Annotated in this window: 16 protein-coding genes and 1 pseudogene; 3 read left to right on the forward strand and 14 right to left on the reverse strand. The window is 70.4% G+C overall.

Translation table 11 applies throughout. The features are described 5' to 3' along the window. Nucleotides 1-20: 20 nt before the first annotated feature. The 13 genes from ACFVWU_RS26660 to ACFVWU_RS26720 form a co-directional block, all read right to left on the reverse strand. Nucleotides 21-638 (reverse strand): PIG-L deacetylase family protein, encoded by a 618-nt coding sequence (locus tag ACFVWU_RS26660; protein ID WP_387625562.1) that lies wholly within the window; start codon nt 636-638, stop codon nt 21-23. Continuing rightward, nucleotides 635-1,498: a 5'-3' exonuclease H3TH domain-containing protein gene (locus ACFVWU_RS26665; RefSeq protein ID WP_387625564.1), complete on the reverse strand. Its 864-nt coding sequence runs from the start codon at nt 1,496-1,498 to the stop codon at nt 635-637. The genes ACFVWU_RS26660 and ACFVWU_RS26665 overlap by 4 nt, the downstream gene beginning before the upstream one ends. After that, on the reverse strand, nt 1,498-2,634 hold the full coding sequence (locus ACFVWU_RS26670) for a glycosyltransferase family 4 protein (protein ID WP_387625566.1): 1,137 nt from the start codon (nt 2,632-2,634) through the stop codon (nt 1,498-1,500). Before ACFVWU_RS26670 ends, ACFVWU_RS26665 begins: the two co-directional genes overlap by 1 nt. Next, on the reverse strand, nt 2,631-3,188 hold the full coding sequence (locus ACFVWU_RS26675) for a phosphoribosyltransferase (protein ID WP_387625568.1): 558 nt from the start codon (nt 3,186-3,188) through the stop codon (nt 2,631-2,633). The genes ACFVWU_RS26670 and ACFVWU_RS26675 overlap by 4 nt, the downstream gene beginning before the upstream one ends. After that, the gene (locus ACFVWU_RS26680) at nt 3,185-4,132 is read right to left on the reverse strand and encodes a radical SAM protein (protein WP_387625570.1); all 948 of its coding nucleotides are present in this window, start codon (nt 4,130-4,132) and stop codon (nt 3,185-3,187) included. Before ACFVWU_RS26680 ends, ACFVWU_RS26675 begins: the two co-directional genes overlap by 4 nt. Next, entirely contained in the window at nt 4,129-5,166 is a 1,038-nt protein-coding gene (locus tag ACFVWU_RS26685) for a glycosyltransferase (RefSeq protein ID WP_387625572.1), read from the reverse strand. The genes ACFVWU_RS26680 and ACFVWU_RS26685 overlap by 4 nt, the downstream gene beginning before the upstream one ends. Then, on the reverse strand, nt 5,166-5,609 hold the full coding sequence (locus ACFVWU_RS26690; protein ID WP_387625574.1) for a hypothetical protein: 444 nt from the start codon (nt 5,607-5,609) through the stop codon (nt 5,166-5,168). The genes ACFVWU_RS26685 and ACFVWU_RS26690 overlap by 1 nt, the downstream gene beginning before the upstream one ends. Further along, nucleotides 5,606-6,169, reverse strand: coding sequence for a formylglycine-generating enzyme family protein (locus ACFVWU_RS26695; protein ID WP_387625576.1), 564 nt, complete (start codon nt 6,167-6,169; stop codon nt 5,606-5,608). Before ACFVWU_RS26695 ends, ACFVWU_RS26690 begins: the two co-directional genes overlap by 4 nt. 10 nt (nt 6,170-6,179) lie before the next feature. Further along, entirely contained in the window at nt 6,180-6,962 is a 783-nt protein-coding gene (locus ACFVWU_RS26700) for an RNA-directed DNA polymerase (RefSeq protein ID WP_387625578.1), read from the reverse strand. A 160-nt stretch (nt 6,963-7,122) separates the two neighbouring features. Further along, nucleotides 7,123-7,791: a 7-carboxy-7-deazaguanine synthase QueE gene (locus ACFVWU_RS26705; RefSeq protein ID WP_387625580.1), complete on the reverse strand. Its 669-nt coding sequence runs from the start codon at nt 7,789-7,791 to the stop codon at nt 7,123-7,125. A 41-nt stretch (nt 7,792-7,832) separates the two neighbouring features. Next, nucleotides 7,833-8,234, reverse strand: coding sequence for a 6-pyruvoyl tetrahydropterin synthase family protein (locus tag ACFVWU_RS26710; protein WP_387625582.1), 402 nt, complete (start codon nt 8,232-8,234; stop codon nt 7,833-7,835). Continuing rightward, on the reverse strand, nt 8,234-8,947 hold the full coding sequence (queC, locus tag ACFVWU_RS26715) for a 7-cyano-7-deazaguanine synthase QueC (RefSeq protein WP_387625584.1): 714 nt from the start codon (nt 8,945-8,947) through the stop codon (nt 8,234-8,236). The genes ACFVWU_RS26710 and queC overlap by 1 nt, the downstream gene beginning before the upstream one ends. Before the next feature lie 524 nt (nt 8,948-9,471). After that, nucleotides 9,472-9,852: a hypothetical protein gene (locus ACFVWU_RS26720; RefSeq protein WP_387625586.1), complete on the reverse strand. Its 381-nt coding sequence runs from the start codon at nt 9,850-9,852 to the stop codon at nt 9,472-9,474. An 837-nt stretch (nt 9,853-10,689) separates the two neighbouring features. Here ACFVWU_RS26720 and ACFVWU_RS26725 point away from each other — a divergent pair. Further along, a pseudogene (locus ACFVWU_RS26725) lies at nt 10,690-10,857 on the forward strand (sigma factor-like helix-turn-helix DNA-binding protein); the annotation flags it as partial. Nucleotides 10,858-10,882: 25 nt separating this feature from the next. Continuing rightward, nucleotides 10,883-11,683 carry an anti-sigma factor family protein gene (locus ACFVWU_RS26730; protein WP_387625588.1) on the forward strand — a complete coding sequence of 267 codons (801 nt, stop codon included), beginning with the start codon at nt 10,883-10,885 and terminating at the stop codon, nt 11,681-11,683. Between the two features lie 253 nt (nt 11,684-11,936). Here ACFVWU_RS26730 and ACFVWU_RS26735 read toward each other — a convergent pair whose 3' ends face one another. Further along, nucleotides 11,937-12,440 carry an ATP-binding protein gene (locus ACFVWU_RS26735; RefSeq protein WP_387625590.1) on the reverse strand — a complete coding sequence of 168 codons (504 nt, stop codon included), beginning with the start codon at nt 12,438-12,440 and terminating at the stop codon, nt 11,937-11,939. A gap of 1,050 nt (nt 12,441-13,490) precedes the next feature. On the opposite strand from ACFVWU_RS26735, the gene ACFVWU_RS26740 reads away from it, so the two are divergent. Continuing rightward, nucleotides 13,491-14,630 (forward strand): vanadium-dependent haloperoxidase, encoded by a 1,140-nt coding sequence (locus ACFVWU_RS26740; protein ID WP_387625592.1) that lies wholly within the window; start codon nt 13,491-13,493, stop codon nt 14,628-14,630. Nucleotides 14,631-14,825: the final 195 nt, after the last annotated feature.

Here is a 14,825-nt window from a genome sequence, read left to right on the forward strand (position 1 = left end):
GGGCCGCGAAGTGCGGCGCGTCAGAGGTGGGTGGCGCCGGGCAGGCAGCCGAGGATCGGCACGGCGGTGAACGCCTCTGCGTACCGGGTGCCGATGCGGGCGCCCCAGAGCCTGCCGAGGGTCTCGGCCATGGGGCCGAAGTGCTGGTCGATCGGCTGGCTCGCGTGTTCGCGCAGCGCGGCCATCTTGGTGTCGAAGGTCGTGGTGGCGTCCACGATTACGTCGGCGCGGACCGGTCCGTCGAGGGTGAGGGAGTTGTAGGTGTCGCAGGTGTAGAAGCGGCTCGGACGGCCGGTGGCGATCCTGAGCTCGGGGACGGCCGCGAGCACGGTGGTGGCGACGGCCCGGTGCTCGGGGTGGACGTCGTTGAGCGGGTGGGTGATGACGATCTCCGGCCGCTTCTCCAGCAGCAGTTGCTGTACGGTGGCGTGGTCGAGCCGGGGGACCTGGTGCAGGTCGGCGCCGAGGGCTGCGGCGCCCTTGCGGGCCTCGGCGTCGCGGACGTCGTCGCGGTGCGGGACGGCGATGGTGACGGCGGCGTACCTGGTGTGGAGGGCGAGGGTGGCGCCGGCCCACAGTTCGGCGTCGTCGGGGTGCGCGAAGGCGGCCAGGACCGAGCCCGGCACGGCACTGGTCACCACAGCCCCAGCTTCTCGACGACGTCGGCGGGCTTGGGTAGCTGGGGGCTTGCCTGGCCGTTGAGGGCGATGGGCACGTCCAGGTCGCGGCGCACCGTGATCACCGCTTCCCAGCGGAGTACGTCGGTCCAGGCGGTGGTGATCGCGGTGCCCTTGGCGCCGGTCAGCCGCCCGGAGCCGGGAAGGTCGTGCAGCCGCATCCCGTTGCGCAGCAGGGTGGCGGCGACCTTCGGGCCGACACCCCGGACGCCGGGGATGTTGTCGGACTTGTCGCCGGTCAGGGCGCGGAAGGCCGGCCACTGGGCGGGAGTGACGCCGTACCGGGCGACGACCTCGTCGGCGGTGATGATCCGCTGGGACGACTTCCGGGAGCGGTTGAGGATGCGCACACGTTCGTCGAGGAGCTGGTAGAAGTCCATGTCGCGCGACATGATCAGGACCGGCCGGGAAGCGGCGGCCTGGGTGGCGAGGGTGGCGATGACGTCGTCGGCTTCGGCGTCGTCGACCTCGACCCACCGGATTCCGTGTGCGTCCAGGCCGTCCTTGACCGGGGTGAGGAACTGCAGCGGCTTGAGCGCCTCCGGTGTCGCCTCCCGGTTCGCCTTGTACTCCTGGTCCGTGGCCACGCGGTCGGCGGAGCCGTGCTCACCGTCGAAGACGACCAGGACCTCGGGCTCCGGGACGTCGAGGTCGTCGCGGATCGCGGCTCGCAGCAGGGCGAAGAACGCGAACAGGCCGGTCAACTCGCGGCTCTTGTCGCGGGAGTGGATCGGTGCGGGGAAGCCGAAGGTGCCGGCCCACAGGAGATTGAAGCCGTCGACGAGCAGCAACGGCGCAGGGGTTGCTGTGGTTTCGGGCATCACGACACCGCCTCCAGGAAGAAGTCAGCGATTCGGCGCGGCTCGAATTCGGCCGCTCTCCGATACACGGTCTGTGTAGTCGCGGCGTACAGTATGTCACCTTCCAGAAGCGTTTGTGCCGCCTTGTGGAGGGCGGCCGGGCCTTCGTCATGGTCGACGAGCAGGTGGTCGCCGTGGCCTGTCGGGCCTATCAGGGCGGGCAGGTTGCCGACGCGGTAGGCGACGACCGGGGTGCCGACGCTCATCGCCTCCAGCGCCACAAGGCCGAAGGTCTCCTTGTGGCTGGGGACGATCACCACGGCGGCTCCGGCGAGCCAGGGCAGCACCTCGTCCCAGGCCAGCGCCCCGCGCAGACGGAGGCCCGGGATGCGGGCCGCCGCCTTGCGGCAGCTGTCGAGGAGCTCGGACTGCGAGCCCTTGCTGGTCTCGAATCCGGCTTCGGCGAGGGCCACTTCGACCGGCCGGTTCCAGCCGGAGGCGGCCTCCAGCAGATCGAGCACGCCCTTCTCCGGCCCGAGCCGTGCGAGGAGGCGCACCGGGCCGCTGCGGCGCAGCTGTTCGCGGCGGGATGGCGTGGGCGGGGCCACTGAGGCATCGGGCAGGAGTGCGTTGGGTACGACGCGGAGGTTGCGCGGGCCCCAGCCGGCCAGTTCGTCGCGGACGACGGTGGAGGGCACGAGGACGCGGGTGGCGCGGGCGAGCGCGGGCCCGGCATCGAGGGTGTGCGGCTTGACGTGGGCGGCGAGCGCACGGCGGAGGTGGCCGGGGATGTCGCCGCGCAGGCGGCCGAGCCCCCACAACGCGTCGGTGAACAGGACGGTGTCGATGCGGTGCTCGGTCACCAGGTTCTGGATCTGGCGGGTCAGCTTGGTGTCCTGGTAGGTGATGGCGCGGCGCAGCACGTCGTCGTCGCAGGGGAAGCGCACATCGTCGAGGCGTAGCTGGGCGATGGTGACGCCGGGGAGGCCGGGGCGGCCGGGCTGGGGTACGGCGGTGGCGATGACGGGCCGGTGGCCGTTCTGGGCGAGGCCGACGGCCAGGGCCGCCGTCGCGCGTTCCATCCCGGCTGGGGCGTCAGGAGTCCAGGAGACGAGGACCAGCAGGACGCCCCTGGAAGAGGTCGTGTGGTTGATCACCGGATGCTCACCCGCCGCAGGGCCGGGACGGGCTGGGTCTGACCGTGGTGCGGTGTCTCCCAGGGGAAGACGACCCAGTCGTTGACGGTCCAGGCCCAACGATCCGGCTTCTGGGCGCAGCCCCGGTTGCGGAACAGCGCCACCGGCATGATCGCGGCGCCGTCGTCGAGCCGGCCGCGCAGCGCGTCGGTGACGGCGGCGAACGTCGCTCCGGTCCCAGCGATGTCGTCGACGAGGAGCACCGTCCCGGCGAGGCGTTCGGGAAGCGGATCCGTGAGCAGGACCTCGACGTCGCCGGTGGCCTGCTGCCACGGCACGTCGCTCTTGTTGTGCCTGGCGGTGACGGTGTGGAAGGGCACCTTGAGGTAGTCGGCCATGAGGCGGGCCGGTTTGATCCCGCCGGAGGCGATGCCGACCACGCAGGTGACCTCCGGGTCGGTCCCGACGACGGACTCGGCAATCATCCGGGCCGCGTCGAAGCACTGGTAATGCGTCGGCGCGAACGGGACGCGCTGCGCGAAGACCCGCCTCGCGGCATAGGGGGTGTTGGTCATGAGGTGCTCCCGGACGTGGGCAGGCGCAGGTCGCCCGGGCCGGTGACGGGAATAAACGCGGAGATGCCGGTGGCACCTCGAGTGTTGCGCCAGGCGTAGCCGTCGGCGCGCAGGACGGTGAAGCCGCCGGCGCTGGTGCGGGTGCGCAGCCGGACCCGCACACCGGCCGGGACCGTGAGCGGAGCGACGATCTCCTGGGCCTGCTCGTCGGTGAGCATCTGCTCGGCGGCGAGTGCGGCGCCGGAGCCGATGGGGAGCATCTGGAGGAAGGTCACCCCGCCGGCACCGAGTTGAGCGGCGAGGTCCAGCAGCTGCTGGGCCTCGTGCTTGTTGGCCTGCATGAGGACCATCTGGAGCTGGACGAACAGGCCTTCGTCCACGGCGGCGCGGATGCCGGCGATGGCGCGGCGGTAGCTGTCCTGACCGCGCCAGGTGTCGTGGGTAGCCGCGGTGGCGCCGTCGAGGGAGACCCGGATCGCGTCGAGCGCGTCGGCGAGTTTGCCTGCGCGCCGGGCGAGGTGCCAGCCGTTGGTGGTGCAGCTGACCACGCTGGTGCCCTGGCGGCGGATCGCGAGGGCGAGGTCAGGCAGGTCGCGCAACAGCAGCGGCTCGCCGCCGGAGATGTCCACGCCCAGGACCCCCGAGGCGGCGATGTGACCGGCGAGGACGCGCCGTTCGGCTGCGGTGGACTCGCGCACGGTCTTGTCGTCGAGGCACTGCGGGCAGGCCAGGTTGCAGCGCACAATCGGGGACCAGCACATGCTCAGGGGGTAGTCGAGCGCGAGGGCGGCCGGGTCGGCCAGGGGCCAGGCGGCGACCTGCTGGTCGTCCAGGGCGACGCAGCCACTCCGGAGCGGCTGGGGCGGAAGGTGGTTGGTACCGACCGCCGGGTCGTGTACGACGGTGGTGCCGTCGAACAGGGCGGCGGCGAAGGCGCGGATCATCGGGAGATCACCTCGGAGTCGGTCAGGTGCTTGTCGGCAGTGGTGGCGAAGGCGCGGCCCTGCCCGGCGGGTGCGGGCAGGGACAGCAGGTGGCGGTAGCGGGCGAGCGTCGCGGGCCAGGTGGCGAGCTTGGCCTGCCACTGGGCGGCGGCGTCCGGCGGGTCGAGGTGGAAGCCGACGGCCTGGCGCAGCGGGATGACGAGGCATCCGGCGGCGATCAGGGCCGCGCCGAGGTGGGTGTCCTCCATGCCCCAGCCCAGTGCGCCGAACTCCTCGTCGAAGCCTCCGACGTACACCAGCTGCTCGCGCGGCACGGCCAGCAGCGCGGTGACGGCCATCCTCGGCAGGTCCCAGTCGTAGTAGAACCGGCCGTACCCGAGGTTCTGGAAGTCGTCGGTGGCATCCAGCGGGCGCCCGTCCAGCTCCTCGGTGAGCGTGATGCCCGAGTACGGCAGGACCTTGCCGACCGGAGGCGTCCAGGTGACGCGATGGTCGGCCGCGAGGAGCGGGGGCCCGTCGGGCAGTAGCGGCCCGCCGCAGGGCGACGCCCGGTGGGCGACGTTGTGCCGGAACCCCGTCAGCACCGTGTCGGCTTCGGCCCGCGCGGCGACGTCGGTGTACACGTGCGAGGGCAGCACCATGTCTGCGTCGACGAACAGGATCGTCGGGGCCTGGGCGAGGCGGACACCGGTGTTGCGTGCCGCCGCCGAGCCCCGCTGCTCGGTCAGACGCACTGCGGTGGTGACCGCCGGGTGCCGGCGGGCGATGTCGAACGTCGCGTCCGTGGAAGCGTCGTCGACGAGGATCACCTCCACGTCGGCCGCGTGCTGCTGGGCGCCGAGCGCGTCTAGCACCGCAGGGAGGGCGTAGGCGGTGTTGTGGGCCGGGATCACGACCGACAGCGCCTGGCCGGCGCTGGCGCCCGCGGGGGTGGGCTGGTGCCAGCCCAGACCGGTGCGCTCGGTGAAGTCCGCCGTGACGTGCCGGTGGGCGTTGGCCTGGGTCTTGAGCGTGTCTGCGAGGCTGGTGTGCATCACGGCCACCTCCATTCGTCGAGCATGGCGGCGGCCTGGGGCCAGCCGCGGGGGTCGGGGATCCAGTGCAGAGCCGGGCGCTCCGGCAGAGCCAGGAGGTCGGCGAGCAGGACCAGGTAGTCGGGTTCGAGGACCAGCAGCACCCGCTGCGGGACGCCGTTGGCGGCGAAGTCGCGCCGCAGCTGCCTGTTCACGGTCGGGCGCAACTCCTGGGCCCGGTCGGAGTCGAGGCGCTGGTCGTAGGGGGCGAGCAGGTCGTCCGCGCTGACCAGGCCGTAGGCGGCGGACAGGAAGCGGATCCGGCTGCGAGCCTTCCGGTGCCCGGCGAAGCGGGCGTTCAGTTGTGGGGCGATACCGCCGACGTACCGTTCCAGTGCGGGCAGCGGCCGGGACTCCGATGCCTTGCGGTATGAGCAGCCCGCGATCACGAGGTCGCCGATCACGCCGCTCTCACCACCCGGAACCCGATGCCCGACGAAGCGGACTCGGCCGGCGCGGCGTTCAGGAATGTGCACCGGGCGTACAGCGGGAGGGAGTTGTAGGAGCCGCCGCGAATGACGAAGCCGTCGCCGATCGTCTTCGAGGCGGTCCACTCCCAGCAGTTGCCCGCCATGTCCCACAGCCCGAACGGGGTCCGCCCGCAGGGGTGGGAGCTGACAGGGGTAAGCCGCCCGCAGGAGTCGCGCAGATTCGCCCGCGTCTCGTCCGGTTCCTCCTCGCCCCACGGGTACAGGCGGCGCTCGGCCCCGGAGGCCGCCCACTCCCACTCCTTGGACAGCGGCAGCCGGCCGCCCAGATCGGCCGCGATCCGGGCCGCCTGCGCATGGGCTACCTCGACCAGTGGCCGGTGGTCCGGGCCGAGTCCGAGCTGGGCGGGCGTGACCGGTGTCGCCGTCCACTCCAGGTCGACCACCCGCACCGGCTTCTGCCGGTCGCCGAACAGGCAAACACCGCCAGGCACCCGCACCCAGGCGAGCGCGTGCTCGGCCGGATTCGTCGTCATCGATCCCCCTTCATCCGGCGATCAAGAACAGGTCTTCGGCGTTCACCCCGGCCCAGACCTTGGACTTGGTGAGGTTGGGCCGCAGCCCGCAGCGCGCCAACGCCTTGGTGACGGCTTCGAGGGCCTCACCGGCCTGCTCGGCGCCGCCGCAGAAGACGCAGTAGTTATCCGCGAACCGCACCACGCGGTACCCGGCCAGCCGCGCGTCTGCCCGGGACAGGCGCAGGTTGATCAGCAGCGGCGCCAGTGCCGTCCCCGGTACGATCGGACAGGGCAAGGGCTCCAGCACCCGCTCGAACAGGCGCAGGAACGAGCCGTCCGCCACGTGCTCGGCCAGCCAGTCGGTGACCTCGGCCGCGCACGATCCCTCCGACACCTTCCGCACGTCCACGTCCGCCACCCACCGGAACCCCTCCCGCAGATGCCGGTCGGACTCGCGCAGAGCGGTGATCCGGTTCCGCCCGGCACGGTAGCCCGAGACCCAGCCGGCGAACGCCCGCCGCTCCAGCACCGGCTCAATCGCTCCCCGCATCGCCCGCTGGACGACCCGGTCGGTCACCGTCGGGATCACCGAGGGAATCGTCTTGCCGGTGTAGGCGGTGATCTCCACCTCGCGCAGGGGGCCGGGCATCCAGGAACCTGTCCGCAGCTGCTCGGCCAAGGCCTCCAGCCGGCCGTCCATGCCCTGCCGGAACTGCGCCCAGCTCATCCCATCGGCGCCCGGTGCTCCGGCACGGCGCATGCAGGCCCGCGCGGCGGCCTTGAGGTGTCGAGGATCGACGAGGAACGACATCAGTGAATGTGCGCGCGGAGGAGGGGAGTTGGCTATAGTTGGTCGTGCCTGGACGGCATGCAGGATCCCGCTCCCCTCCGTACCAAGAACTTGGCCGCTACCCAACACGCGCGGCCTCGGGGAGTCGGAACGACCGCGCCGTCCAGGCACCTTGCTGTCCTCACCGGCCACGCTCGGCCTCCCAGAGCAGCGTGTGCAGCCGCGGTGTGAGGTTCCAGCCGCGCTTCAGGACCTCGTCAGCCAGCTCCCGCATCCTGCCGAGGACCGTCTCGCTGCTCGTTCCCTCCGGCATGATCCAGACATCGGGAAGCGAGAATGTCTCCACCACGGAGGCGACTTCGTCGAGCTGGGCGGCCTCGCGGACGACGAACTTGAACCGGGCCTTGCCGCAGGTCGCGAAGGCCGACAGCGCCTCCGGGATGATCTGCCGGTCCCTGGGGGCGGCGAAGGCTTCCAGTTTTGGCGACACGTTGAACGCCGCGACCGACTCGACCAGTTCGGGCCGCGGGACGATGGTGCCGTTCGTCTCCATCTCCACGCGCCGCCCCGACAGCAGCTGCACCAGGTCGACGAGCTTGGGTTGCTGCAGCAGCGGCTCACCGCCGGTGACCACCACCAGCCGTGGCGAGCGGGCCATCACCCAAGCCGCCAGATCCTCGACGCTATGTCGCGTGGACACCTCGCGCGGGTCGAACCGGGACCAGTCCCACGTCTCCGGGGTGTCGCACCCGGGGCAGCGAAGGTTGCACCGCGACAGCCGGACGAACAGGGCCTGCTGCCCAACGCTGGGGCCCTCGCCCTGGAACGTCGGTCCGAAGCACTCCGCCACCAGCAGGCCCCTGCCGGCGCCGACCTCACCTCCCGACAGGCTCACCGCTCCTCCAGCACGAACTCGGCCCAGCTGGTTGCCGTCTCCGACACCCGCACCGACACCAGCCGACCCGGCAACGACGGCTCCACGTGCTCCACGAACCAATCGGCCAGCCAGGCGGCCAGATTCTCCGACGTCGGCGCGACCGGCAGGACGTCGTTCAGCGTCCGGTGGTCGAGCGTGGTGCCGATGAGCTTCTTCACCGGGGCGAGATCGCCGAAGTCCGTGACGAAGCCCGGCTCCACCAGCTGGTCGGCGGTGAGGACGAATACCGCCTCGTAAGAGTGGCCGTGCATCCTCGAGCACTGGTGCCCCTCCGGCAGCCCGGGCAGGAAGTGGGCCGCCTCGAACCGGAACGCCTTCCCGATCCGGTGCCGGCCGGACACGACGACCCCCCTCATCAGGCCGCTCCGGTGGGCGCGATGGCGTACTCGGTCGGGTCCTCGACCCCGGCGAGCACGAACGCCTCGATCCGCTCGGTGCACGTCCCGCACGTGCCGCAGTGCAGCTCGCCGCCGCGATAGCAGGACCAGGTGTCCGCGAACGGCACACCGACCTGACTGGCGACCCTCACGATGTCGGCCTTCGTCTGGTCGATGAACGGCGCCAGCAGCTGGAACCCCTCGGAGAGGAACCCCTCGTTACCGACCCGAGCCACCTCGGCGAACAGGTCGAAGAACTCGGTGCGGCAGTCCGGATAGACCGCGTGGTCGCCGGCGTGGGCACCGAACGCCACCGCGTCCGCCCCCGCAGCGACCGCAGCGGCCACGGCGATCGAGAGCATGATCGCGTCCCGGTTCGGCACCACAGTGCTGCGCATGCCCTCGGCGGTGTAGTGGCCGTCGGGCACCGCGATCGCCGGGTCCGTCAGCGCCGAGCCGGACAGCAGGTGGCCGAGCCCGCTCAGGTCCGCCATCTCGTGACGGGCCCCGAGGCGGTCAGCGATCAGCACGGCGAAGTCGAGTTCCTTCCGGTGCCGTTGCCCGTAGTCGAAGGAAAGCAGCGTGAGCCTGCTGCCGCCCTCGGCGAGCCAATAGGCGACGGTGGTGCTGTCCAGCCCACCGGAGGCGATCACCACCGCGTGTTGCGGGGGAGCGTGTTCAGTCATCTCCATACGTCTTCCTCGTAGTCCTCCGATGCGGAGGGTGGAGTGAGCCCGGTTGTCGTACGTCCGTGGCGGGCCGGCAACGCACGGTCGGACTCATGCCGGTGTGGACGTGAGCACCTCGCCCCTGACGATCTGGGGCGGAGCTGCTGTCGGACGGGTAGGGCAGAGGAGCCGCGCGGCTGCGGATGCGAAGCACGCACGGCGTACGTGTTGAAGCCGCACGGGGGGAGCGCCCCCACGAAGCCTGTCGGCGGCTCTCAAGGACTCCTCGCAAAGAGCGAGAGCATCTCCGGCGATTCGGACGTCAGCCGAACGAACCAGGGTGGTGCGGACCTCGCTGCAGATATCGGCCAGCTCCCCAGGGCCAGCGTCGTCAAGAGGGGCGGATCTGGTCCACCACGTGAGTTCCGCGGCGATGTAGACCAGCGCCCGCTCGTACGAGAACCGGGGGAAGCCATTGAGCGTCGACGGCACCGGCCATCTCGTTGCTGAAGAAAGGACCGTCATTTTCATGTCTGGTAGCCGTATGGCTAGGCCTCCCCAACGTCGGGCGCGGACCGGGAGGGGTCCAGGCCGTGTGCGACGCCTTGGTGGTCCAGCTGATTGTTGGTGGTCACTCTCAAGAGGGCGATCACGAGGACATGGCCGAACATCCAAAGCGCCCACAGAAATGTCCCGACCGGGTGATGGTCGGCGTTCGCGCCCCGTGCCGGGGTGGCCGCACTGGCCAGCTGTGGACAGGAGCTTGTCTTGGGCGCATCCATGGCGGGGCGGGAGGCGCGCCTGCCATCGACGTCAGGGGCAAAACCGATCGGCGGGACAGCGAAGAGCTGATCCATCGGGTGCCCATGCGATGCAGCAGGCACGGGAGCGGACACCGGATTCGCCGGCGGAGACAGGATCGTGGTCATTTTCATTCCTTTCCTGGGGGCCGCTGCGGCTTGCGGTGACGCAGTCCCCCGAGTGCGTCCGGAACAAGCGCACGACGCCGGGGTGGGCTCAGCGCCAGTGCGCTTGAACGCCCCGTTCTTGGTTCGCTTGCGGGGATCAACCATGGCCTGGAGCCCAGGACATAACTACTGGCGAAGCAGGGACACTTGCTCCCCGTTGGGGTGAGCTGGGAGACAATCCGCGGACAGTTTGCAGACACTTCTGCACGACCCGTGCGATCCCCCACCCGGCGGTGGTAGGTAGAGAGCCGACGCGGTTCGCACCGAGCTGCGGCGAAGGGACCGCGATGAACCTGTTCGATGCCTTAGTCAGTGAGTCCGGCATGGACTTCCGCGGCTTCCTGGCCGAGTACAGACGGGCTGCCGCGCTGCTCTACGAGAAGACCGGTGATCTCGCCTTCCGAAACGTCGATCTGACGGACAAGAGCTTCACGCGGTGGCGCTCCGGTCAAGTTGCCCGGCCTCACCACCCGGCGCCCGCGATCCTCAAGCGCATCTTCGGCAGACCAGTGGACGAGCTCTTCGCTCTCTACACCGACGAGCAGGTTCGAGCACTGCTAGCGGTGGCGGAACCCGTGCTCGATGAAAGAGAACTGGCCATGACCGCACGAGATGCCCGTGCCCACGCCGCCGACGCGGCTGCTCGACTGCTGCCCGACCTCAGCCTCGACCAACTCGAAGACGACCTGGTGCGCCTCGCCCGGCACACCAGCGCCAAACCGCCGCATCTGATCTTCATGTCGGCGAAGGAACTGCTCGGCGTCGCGATGGTGCAGCTGGATCGCACCCAGGCGTACCCTCTCCCCGGATCACCGGGCCGTGCTGCTGGAGACGTACTACAGGGGCCGGACGATGGTCGAGGCCGCGCAGGTGCTCGGCATTCCGGTGGGCACCGTGAAGTCGCGCACGTACTACGCCTTGAAGGCGCTGTGGCTGGCGCTGCAGGAACGGGGTATCGAGCCGTGACGGCGGAGTGGAGGAGGTGCGGGCCATGAACGGCGACCGTGACGCCGTCCGGTTCTCCCTGGGCGGATACGTGCTGGGAACGCTGTCCCCGGCGGAGACGGAGCAGGTCCGCGCCCACCTCGCGGAATGCGCCGAGTGTCAGGCCGAGCATGCCGAACTGGCGGGAATGCCCGCGCTACTCGCGAAGGTCAGCGAGGCCGAGGCCGCAGGCGAGGCACCGCCCGCGCCCGGCGAGGAGCTGGCCGACCGATTGGTACAGCGGGCCGCCGCACGCGCGCGAGCGCAGCCAGAGCCGCAGCCTGCGGCCGCTGCCGGGCCGGGCGTACCGCAGCAAACCGAGCGAAGCCGGCTCGACCGGCTGCTCCAGCAGGCAGCGTCCCGACGCCGTAACGCCGTGCGGAGGCAACTGGTAGCGGTCGCAGCCGCCACGACGCTCATCGCCGCGGCAGCGTCGGGCGGTACGTGGCTGGCTGCCGTCGTGTCCACGAGCAGCCAGGTCGCGCAGCCCGCACCGACGTCACCGGCCCCGGTCCATACTTTCTCCGGAACCGACCCCACCACCGGCGTGTCCGCCACGGTCGAGGTCTCGCCCGCGGCCTGGGGCACCGCCCTGCAGGTCTCGGCGAAGGGAGCACCCCCCGGGATCACATGCAGCCTGCAAGCGGCCGGGATCACGGGCACCGCGGCGACCGCCGCCACCTGGCAGGCCGGCGAGTACCCGCGTGGCGCCAAGATCTCCGGGACCGTACCCATGTCCCCAGGAACGATCAGTCACTTCGACATCTACGCCGGCAACGGCCAGAAGCTGCTCACCATCCCGGCGTGACGCCCCGGCCAGGTCGGGCGCCTCACGGCCGGCAGCCCTCCAAAGCCGGCACGGGCCGGCCGGACAGGCGGGGCACAGGTCACGCCGCGTGGCACGACGTTCACCGCGGGACGGGGGAAGCGGGTTCGGGCGACGGCGGTCATCCCCGCCCCCCATCGCCGACCGCGCCGGAGACCGAAGGCCATGCCATGCTCATCGCGGTCGCCAGGTGAGCGACGCGCTCACCTGGCGACCAAAGCCTCACCGGGTGCGGTCACGCTGACCACTGAAGGCAGGCGTGGACTTCGCGACCCTCCGGAGCTTGGCGGACCTCGGTCGATTGTGAGAGGAACTCGACGATGCCGTTGCCACGACCGTGTTCGTCAGGGGCGATGTGATGGCTGGGGCGGCCTACGTCAGCTCCGGAGTCGACGACCACGATGTGCAGCACGTGGTGGTCGAGGACCAGCTGCAGCGTCATGCACTCGTGGCCGTACCGGGCGGCATTGGCGGCGAGTTCGTCGACGATGAGAACGGCGGAGTCCCGCTCGTCCTGGGGAATGCTCCAGCTTTCCAGCAGCTCCGCCGTGAAGTGACGGGCGGCGGAGACGAGTGCTTCCTGCGCCGGCAAGGTGAGCAGCGCCTGGCGGCGGCAGCAACCTCGCGCAGGCAGCACACCCGTGATGGATGCGAACCGGGGACGCTGCGGGCTTCGGCGCGTGGCGTGGAGCCGAGCGTTGCGGCGGCGGCGGGAGTTCGTGGGGAGTAGCTGGGTCATCTCAGCTCACTCCTTGCGGATGGGACGGGGGATGGGGAGGAGATCTCGTGAATACCAGCGCTTGTCTACTTTCACGTGCGACGGGCGCCATGTGGTTCGGCCCGTTCGTGTCTCCAGAGTTCGCCAGTTGGTGGGCACACGGCGCTCAGCGGAGCCGTGACCTGCGGCGACCTCAAGGGTCGATGTGTGCCCACGAGGCGTCCGGGCAGTTCGGGAGATGGCGCGGGGCGATCACGCTGGTGGCAGCGGTGCGCCTCAGGCCGTGAAGGCCGATCTCGGGCAGGTGGAGCTCGTCTCGGCGCTGCGCCTGCGGACCTGGTCGAGCGAGTTGCTGTCGGAGCACCCGGGTCTCTGCGTTCCCGGCCGCTCATCGCATATGCCACAAATCAATGAAATCTCGCAAAAGGTGCTTACGGGCCGAACCGCACGGACCCCGGAACCGTGGAATCTGACGAGCACCCGATCCCCGGGATCCCCTCCTTCCCTCCATCCGGCAAGGAGTGAGCCGAGATGACCGAGATGGTTCCGCCGCCCCTCAGGGCCTTCCCCGCCGCGCGGCCGGTCCCGCCCGCGTCCAGCTACCGGCGCACGTCCCGTTCACCGAGCTCCGCTACGCCACCGACCCGTTGTTCAGCCGACACCCCACGTCCGGCCCACCCGCGTACGGCAGTACGACGTCCGCGCTGACCCGGAAGCTGTGCACGTCTCCAAGGCCGGGGCCCGGCACGGAAAACACCAACCGAATGACCGACCCCCACCCGGCCCGCCTCGCGGGCTGATCAGTAGAGAGCACACACCCATGTACCTGGACTCCCTGGTCCGCAGCGGCCCACGTGATGCACCCGAGTGGTCCGAGCGTTGCCGCCTGTTGCCGCGACCCGCCACCAGCGAGAAGGAGCCACCGAAATGAGTGGAAAGCAGAAGACACTCGCCGTCCTGATCGGAACGGTGCTGGCAGCCGGACTCACCAGCCCGGCTTTCGGGGCCACCGCCGCCGTCGCCCAGTCGCCGACCACGAGCACCGCCGCTGCGGGGTCCGGCAGGTCGGTCGTGGCGTGGAACCGCGAGCTCATCGGCATCCTGAGCGATCCCAAGGCCCAACCGGCCACCGTCCAGCCCACGCGTAGCTTCGCGCTGCTCCAGGCCGCCGAGTACGACGCGGTGGCCTCGATCACCCACGCGGACCCCGTGTACGCGTTCTCGGTGCCGGCACCTCAGGGTGCACGTGCGGACGTCGCGGCGGACCAGGCAGCTCACGATGTGCTGGCCGCCCTGTACCCCACCAAGCGCGCAAGCGTGGACCAGCAGCTGAGCGGCCAGTTGTCCGCGATCGCCAACAGCGCCGGCAAGCAGGCAGGCATCGGCGTGGGAGCAGCGGTCGCGCGCCAGCTGATCAGCCTGCGGTCCACTGACGGGTCCTCAACCAAGCCGCCGCAGTTCACTCCCGGCAGCCTGCCCGGCGACTACCGGCCCACGCCGCCCGCCTTCCCCATGCCGGTGTTCAGCGACTGGGGTGCGGTCAAGCCGTTCGTGCTGACCAGCGGGAGCCAGTTCCGCCCGGCAGCGCCGCCGGCCGTGAGCAGCGCCGCGTACGCGAGTGCCCTGAACGAGGTCAAGGGCCTGGGCAGCAAGACCAGTACCACCCGCACGCACGATCAGACCGCGGCCGCGAAGTTCTGGGCGGCGGCGCCCGTCTGGAACGTGTGGAACCAGGTCGCGCAGGGCCTCGTCACCTCCCAAAACGCAAGCCTGCAGCAGGCGGTGAAGGTCTTCGCCCGGCTCGACCTGTCGCTCGCCGACACCGCGATCGCGATGTACGACGCCAAGTACGCCTACCACGTGTGGCGGCCGGTGACCGCGATCCGGCTCGGCGACACGCACTACAACCGGGGCATCGTCGGCGATCCCAGCTGGACCCCGCTGCTGCCGACCGCCCCGGATCCGTCATACCCCGGCGCTCACGGCGCGCTCAGCCAAGCTGCGGCGACGACGCTCGCCGGGTTCTACGGCACGCACCACCGGATCACGGTGACGTCGAAAGGTGTCACGCGGACCTTCGCCGGCTTCCAGGACGCCGCCACCGAAGCGTGGCTCAGCCGGATCTGGTCCGGCCAGCACACCGCCATCGACAACCAGGCCGGTCAGCAACTCGGCACGCAGGTGGCCGATTTCGTGGCGCACCACCTCTGACCGCCCGCACCTGCGCGGCGTCAGGGCGCCGCGACCAGGAGCCGGTTGTACCCGACACGTCGGGTACAGCCGGCCGCCGATACGCGCGTACCTGGGGCCTGGCTAGTCCCGGACTTCGCACATGGGGTTTTAGGTCTCCAGCCAGCGGGGTCGGGTTTCGTCAATGCTGAGGAGTTCGAGCAGGTGTGCTTGGAC

It is taken from the genome of Kitasatospora sp. NPDC058190 (genome assembly GCF_042883685.1).
In the GTDB taxonomy this organism is placed as follows: domain Bacteria; phylum Actinomycetota; class Actinomycetes; order Streptomycetales; family Streptomycetaceae; genus Kitasatospora.

What these genes read in the sequence shown, in the direction of transcription:
- ACFVWU_RS26680 (WP_387625570.1), bottom strand. Translation starts at nt 4,132, where the DNA reads ATGATCCGCGCCTTCGCCGCCGCCCTGTTCGACGGCACCACCGTCGTA.
- queC (WP_387625584.1), bottom strand. Translation starts at nt 8,947, where the DNA reads ATGGAGATGACTGAACACGCTCCCCCGCAACACGCGGTGGTGATCGCC.
- ACFVWU_RS26665 (WP_387625564.1), bottom strand. Translation starts at nt 1,498, where the DNA reads ATGCCCGAAACCACAGCAACCCCTGCGCCGTTGCTGCTCGTCGACGGC.
- ACFVWU_RS26700 (WP_387625578.1), bottom strand. Translation starts at nt 6,962, where the DNA reads ATGTCGTTCCTCGTCGATCCTCGACACCTCAAGGCCGCCGCGCGGGCC.
- ACFVWU_RS26695 (WP_387625576.1), bottom strand. Translation starts at nt 6,169, where the DNA reads ATGACGACGAATCCGGCCGAGCACGCGCTCGCCTGGGTGCGGGTGCCT.
- ACFVWU_RS26720 (WP_387625586.1), bottom strand. Translation starts at nt 9,852, where the DNA reads ATGACCACGATCCTGTCTCCGCCGGCGAATCCGGTGTCCGCTCCCGTG.
- ACFVWU_RS26675 (WP_387625568.1), bottom strand. Translation starts at nt 3,188, where the DNA reads ATGACCAACACCCCCTATGCCGCGAGGCGGGTCTTCGCGCAGCGCGTC.
- ACFVWU_RS26685 (WP_387625572.1), bottom strand. Translation starts at nt 5,166, where the DNA reads ATGCACACCAGCCTCGCAGACACGCTCAAGACCCAGGCCAACGCCCAC.
- ACFVWU_RS26710 (WP_387625582.1), bottom strand. Translation starts at nt 8,234, where the DNA reads ATGAGGGGGGTCGTCGTGTCCGGCCGGCACCGGATCGGGAAGGCGTTC.
- ACFVWU_RS26735 (WP_387625590.1), bottom strand. Translation starts at nt 12,440, where the DNA reads ATGACCCAGCTACTCCCCACGAACTCCCGCCGCCGCCGCAACGCTCGG.
- ACFVWU_RS26730 (WP_387625588.1), top strand. Translation starts at nt 10,883, where the DNA reads ATGAACGGCGACCGTGACGCCGTCCGGTTCTCCCTGGGCGGATACGTG.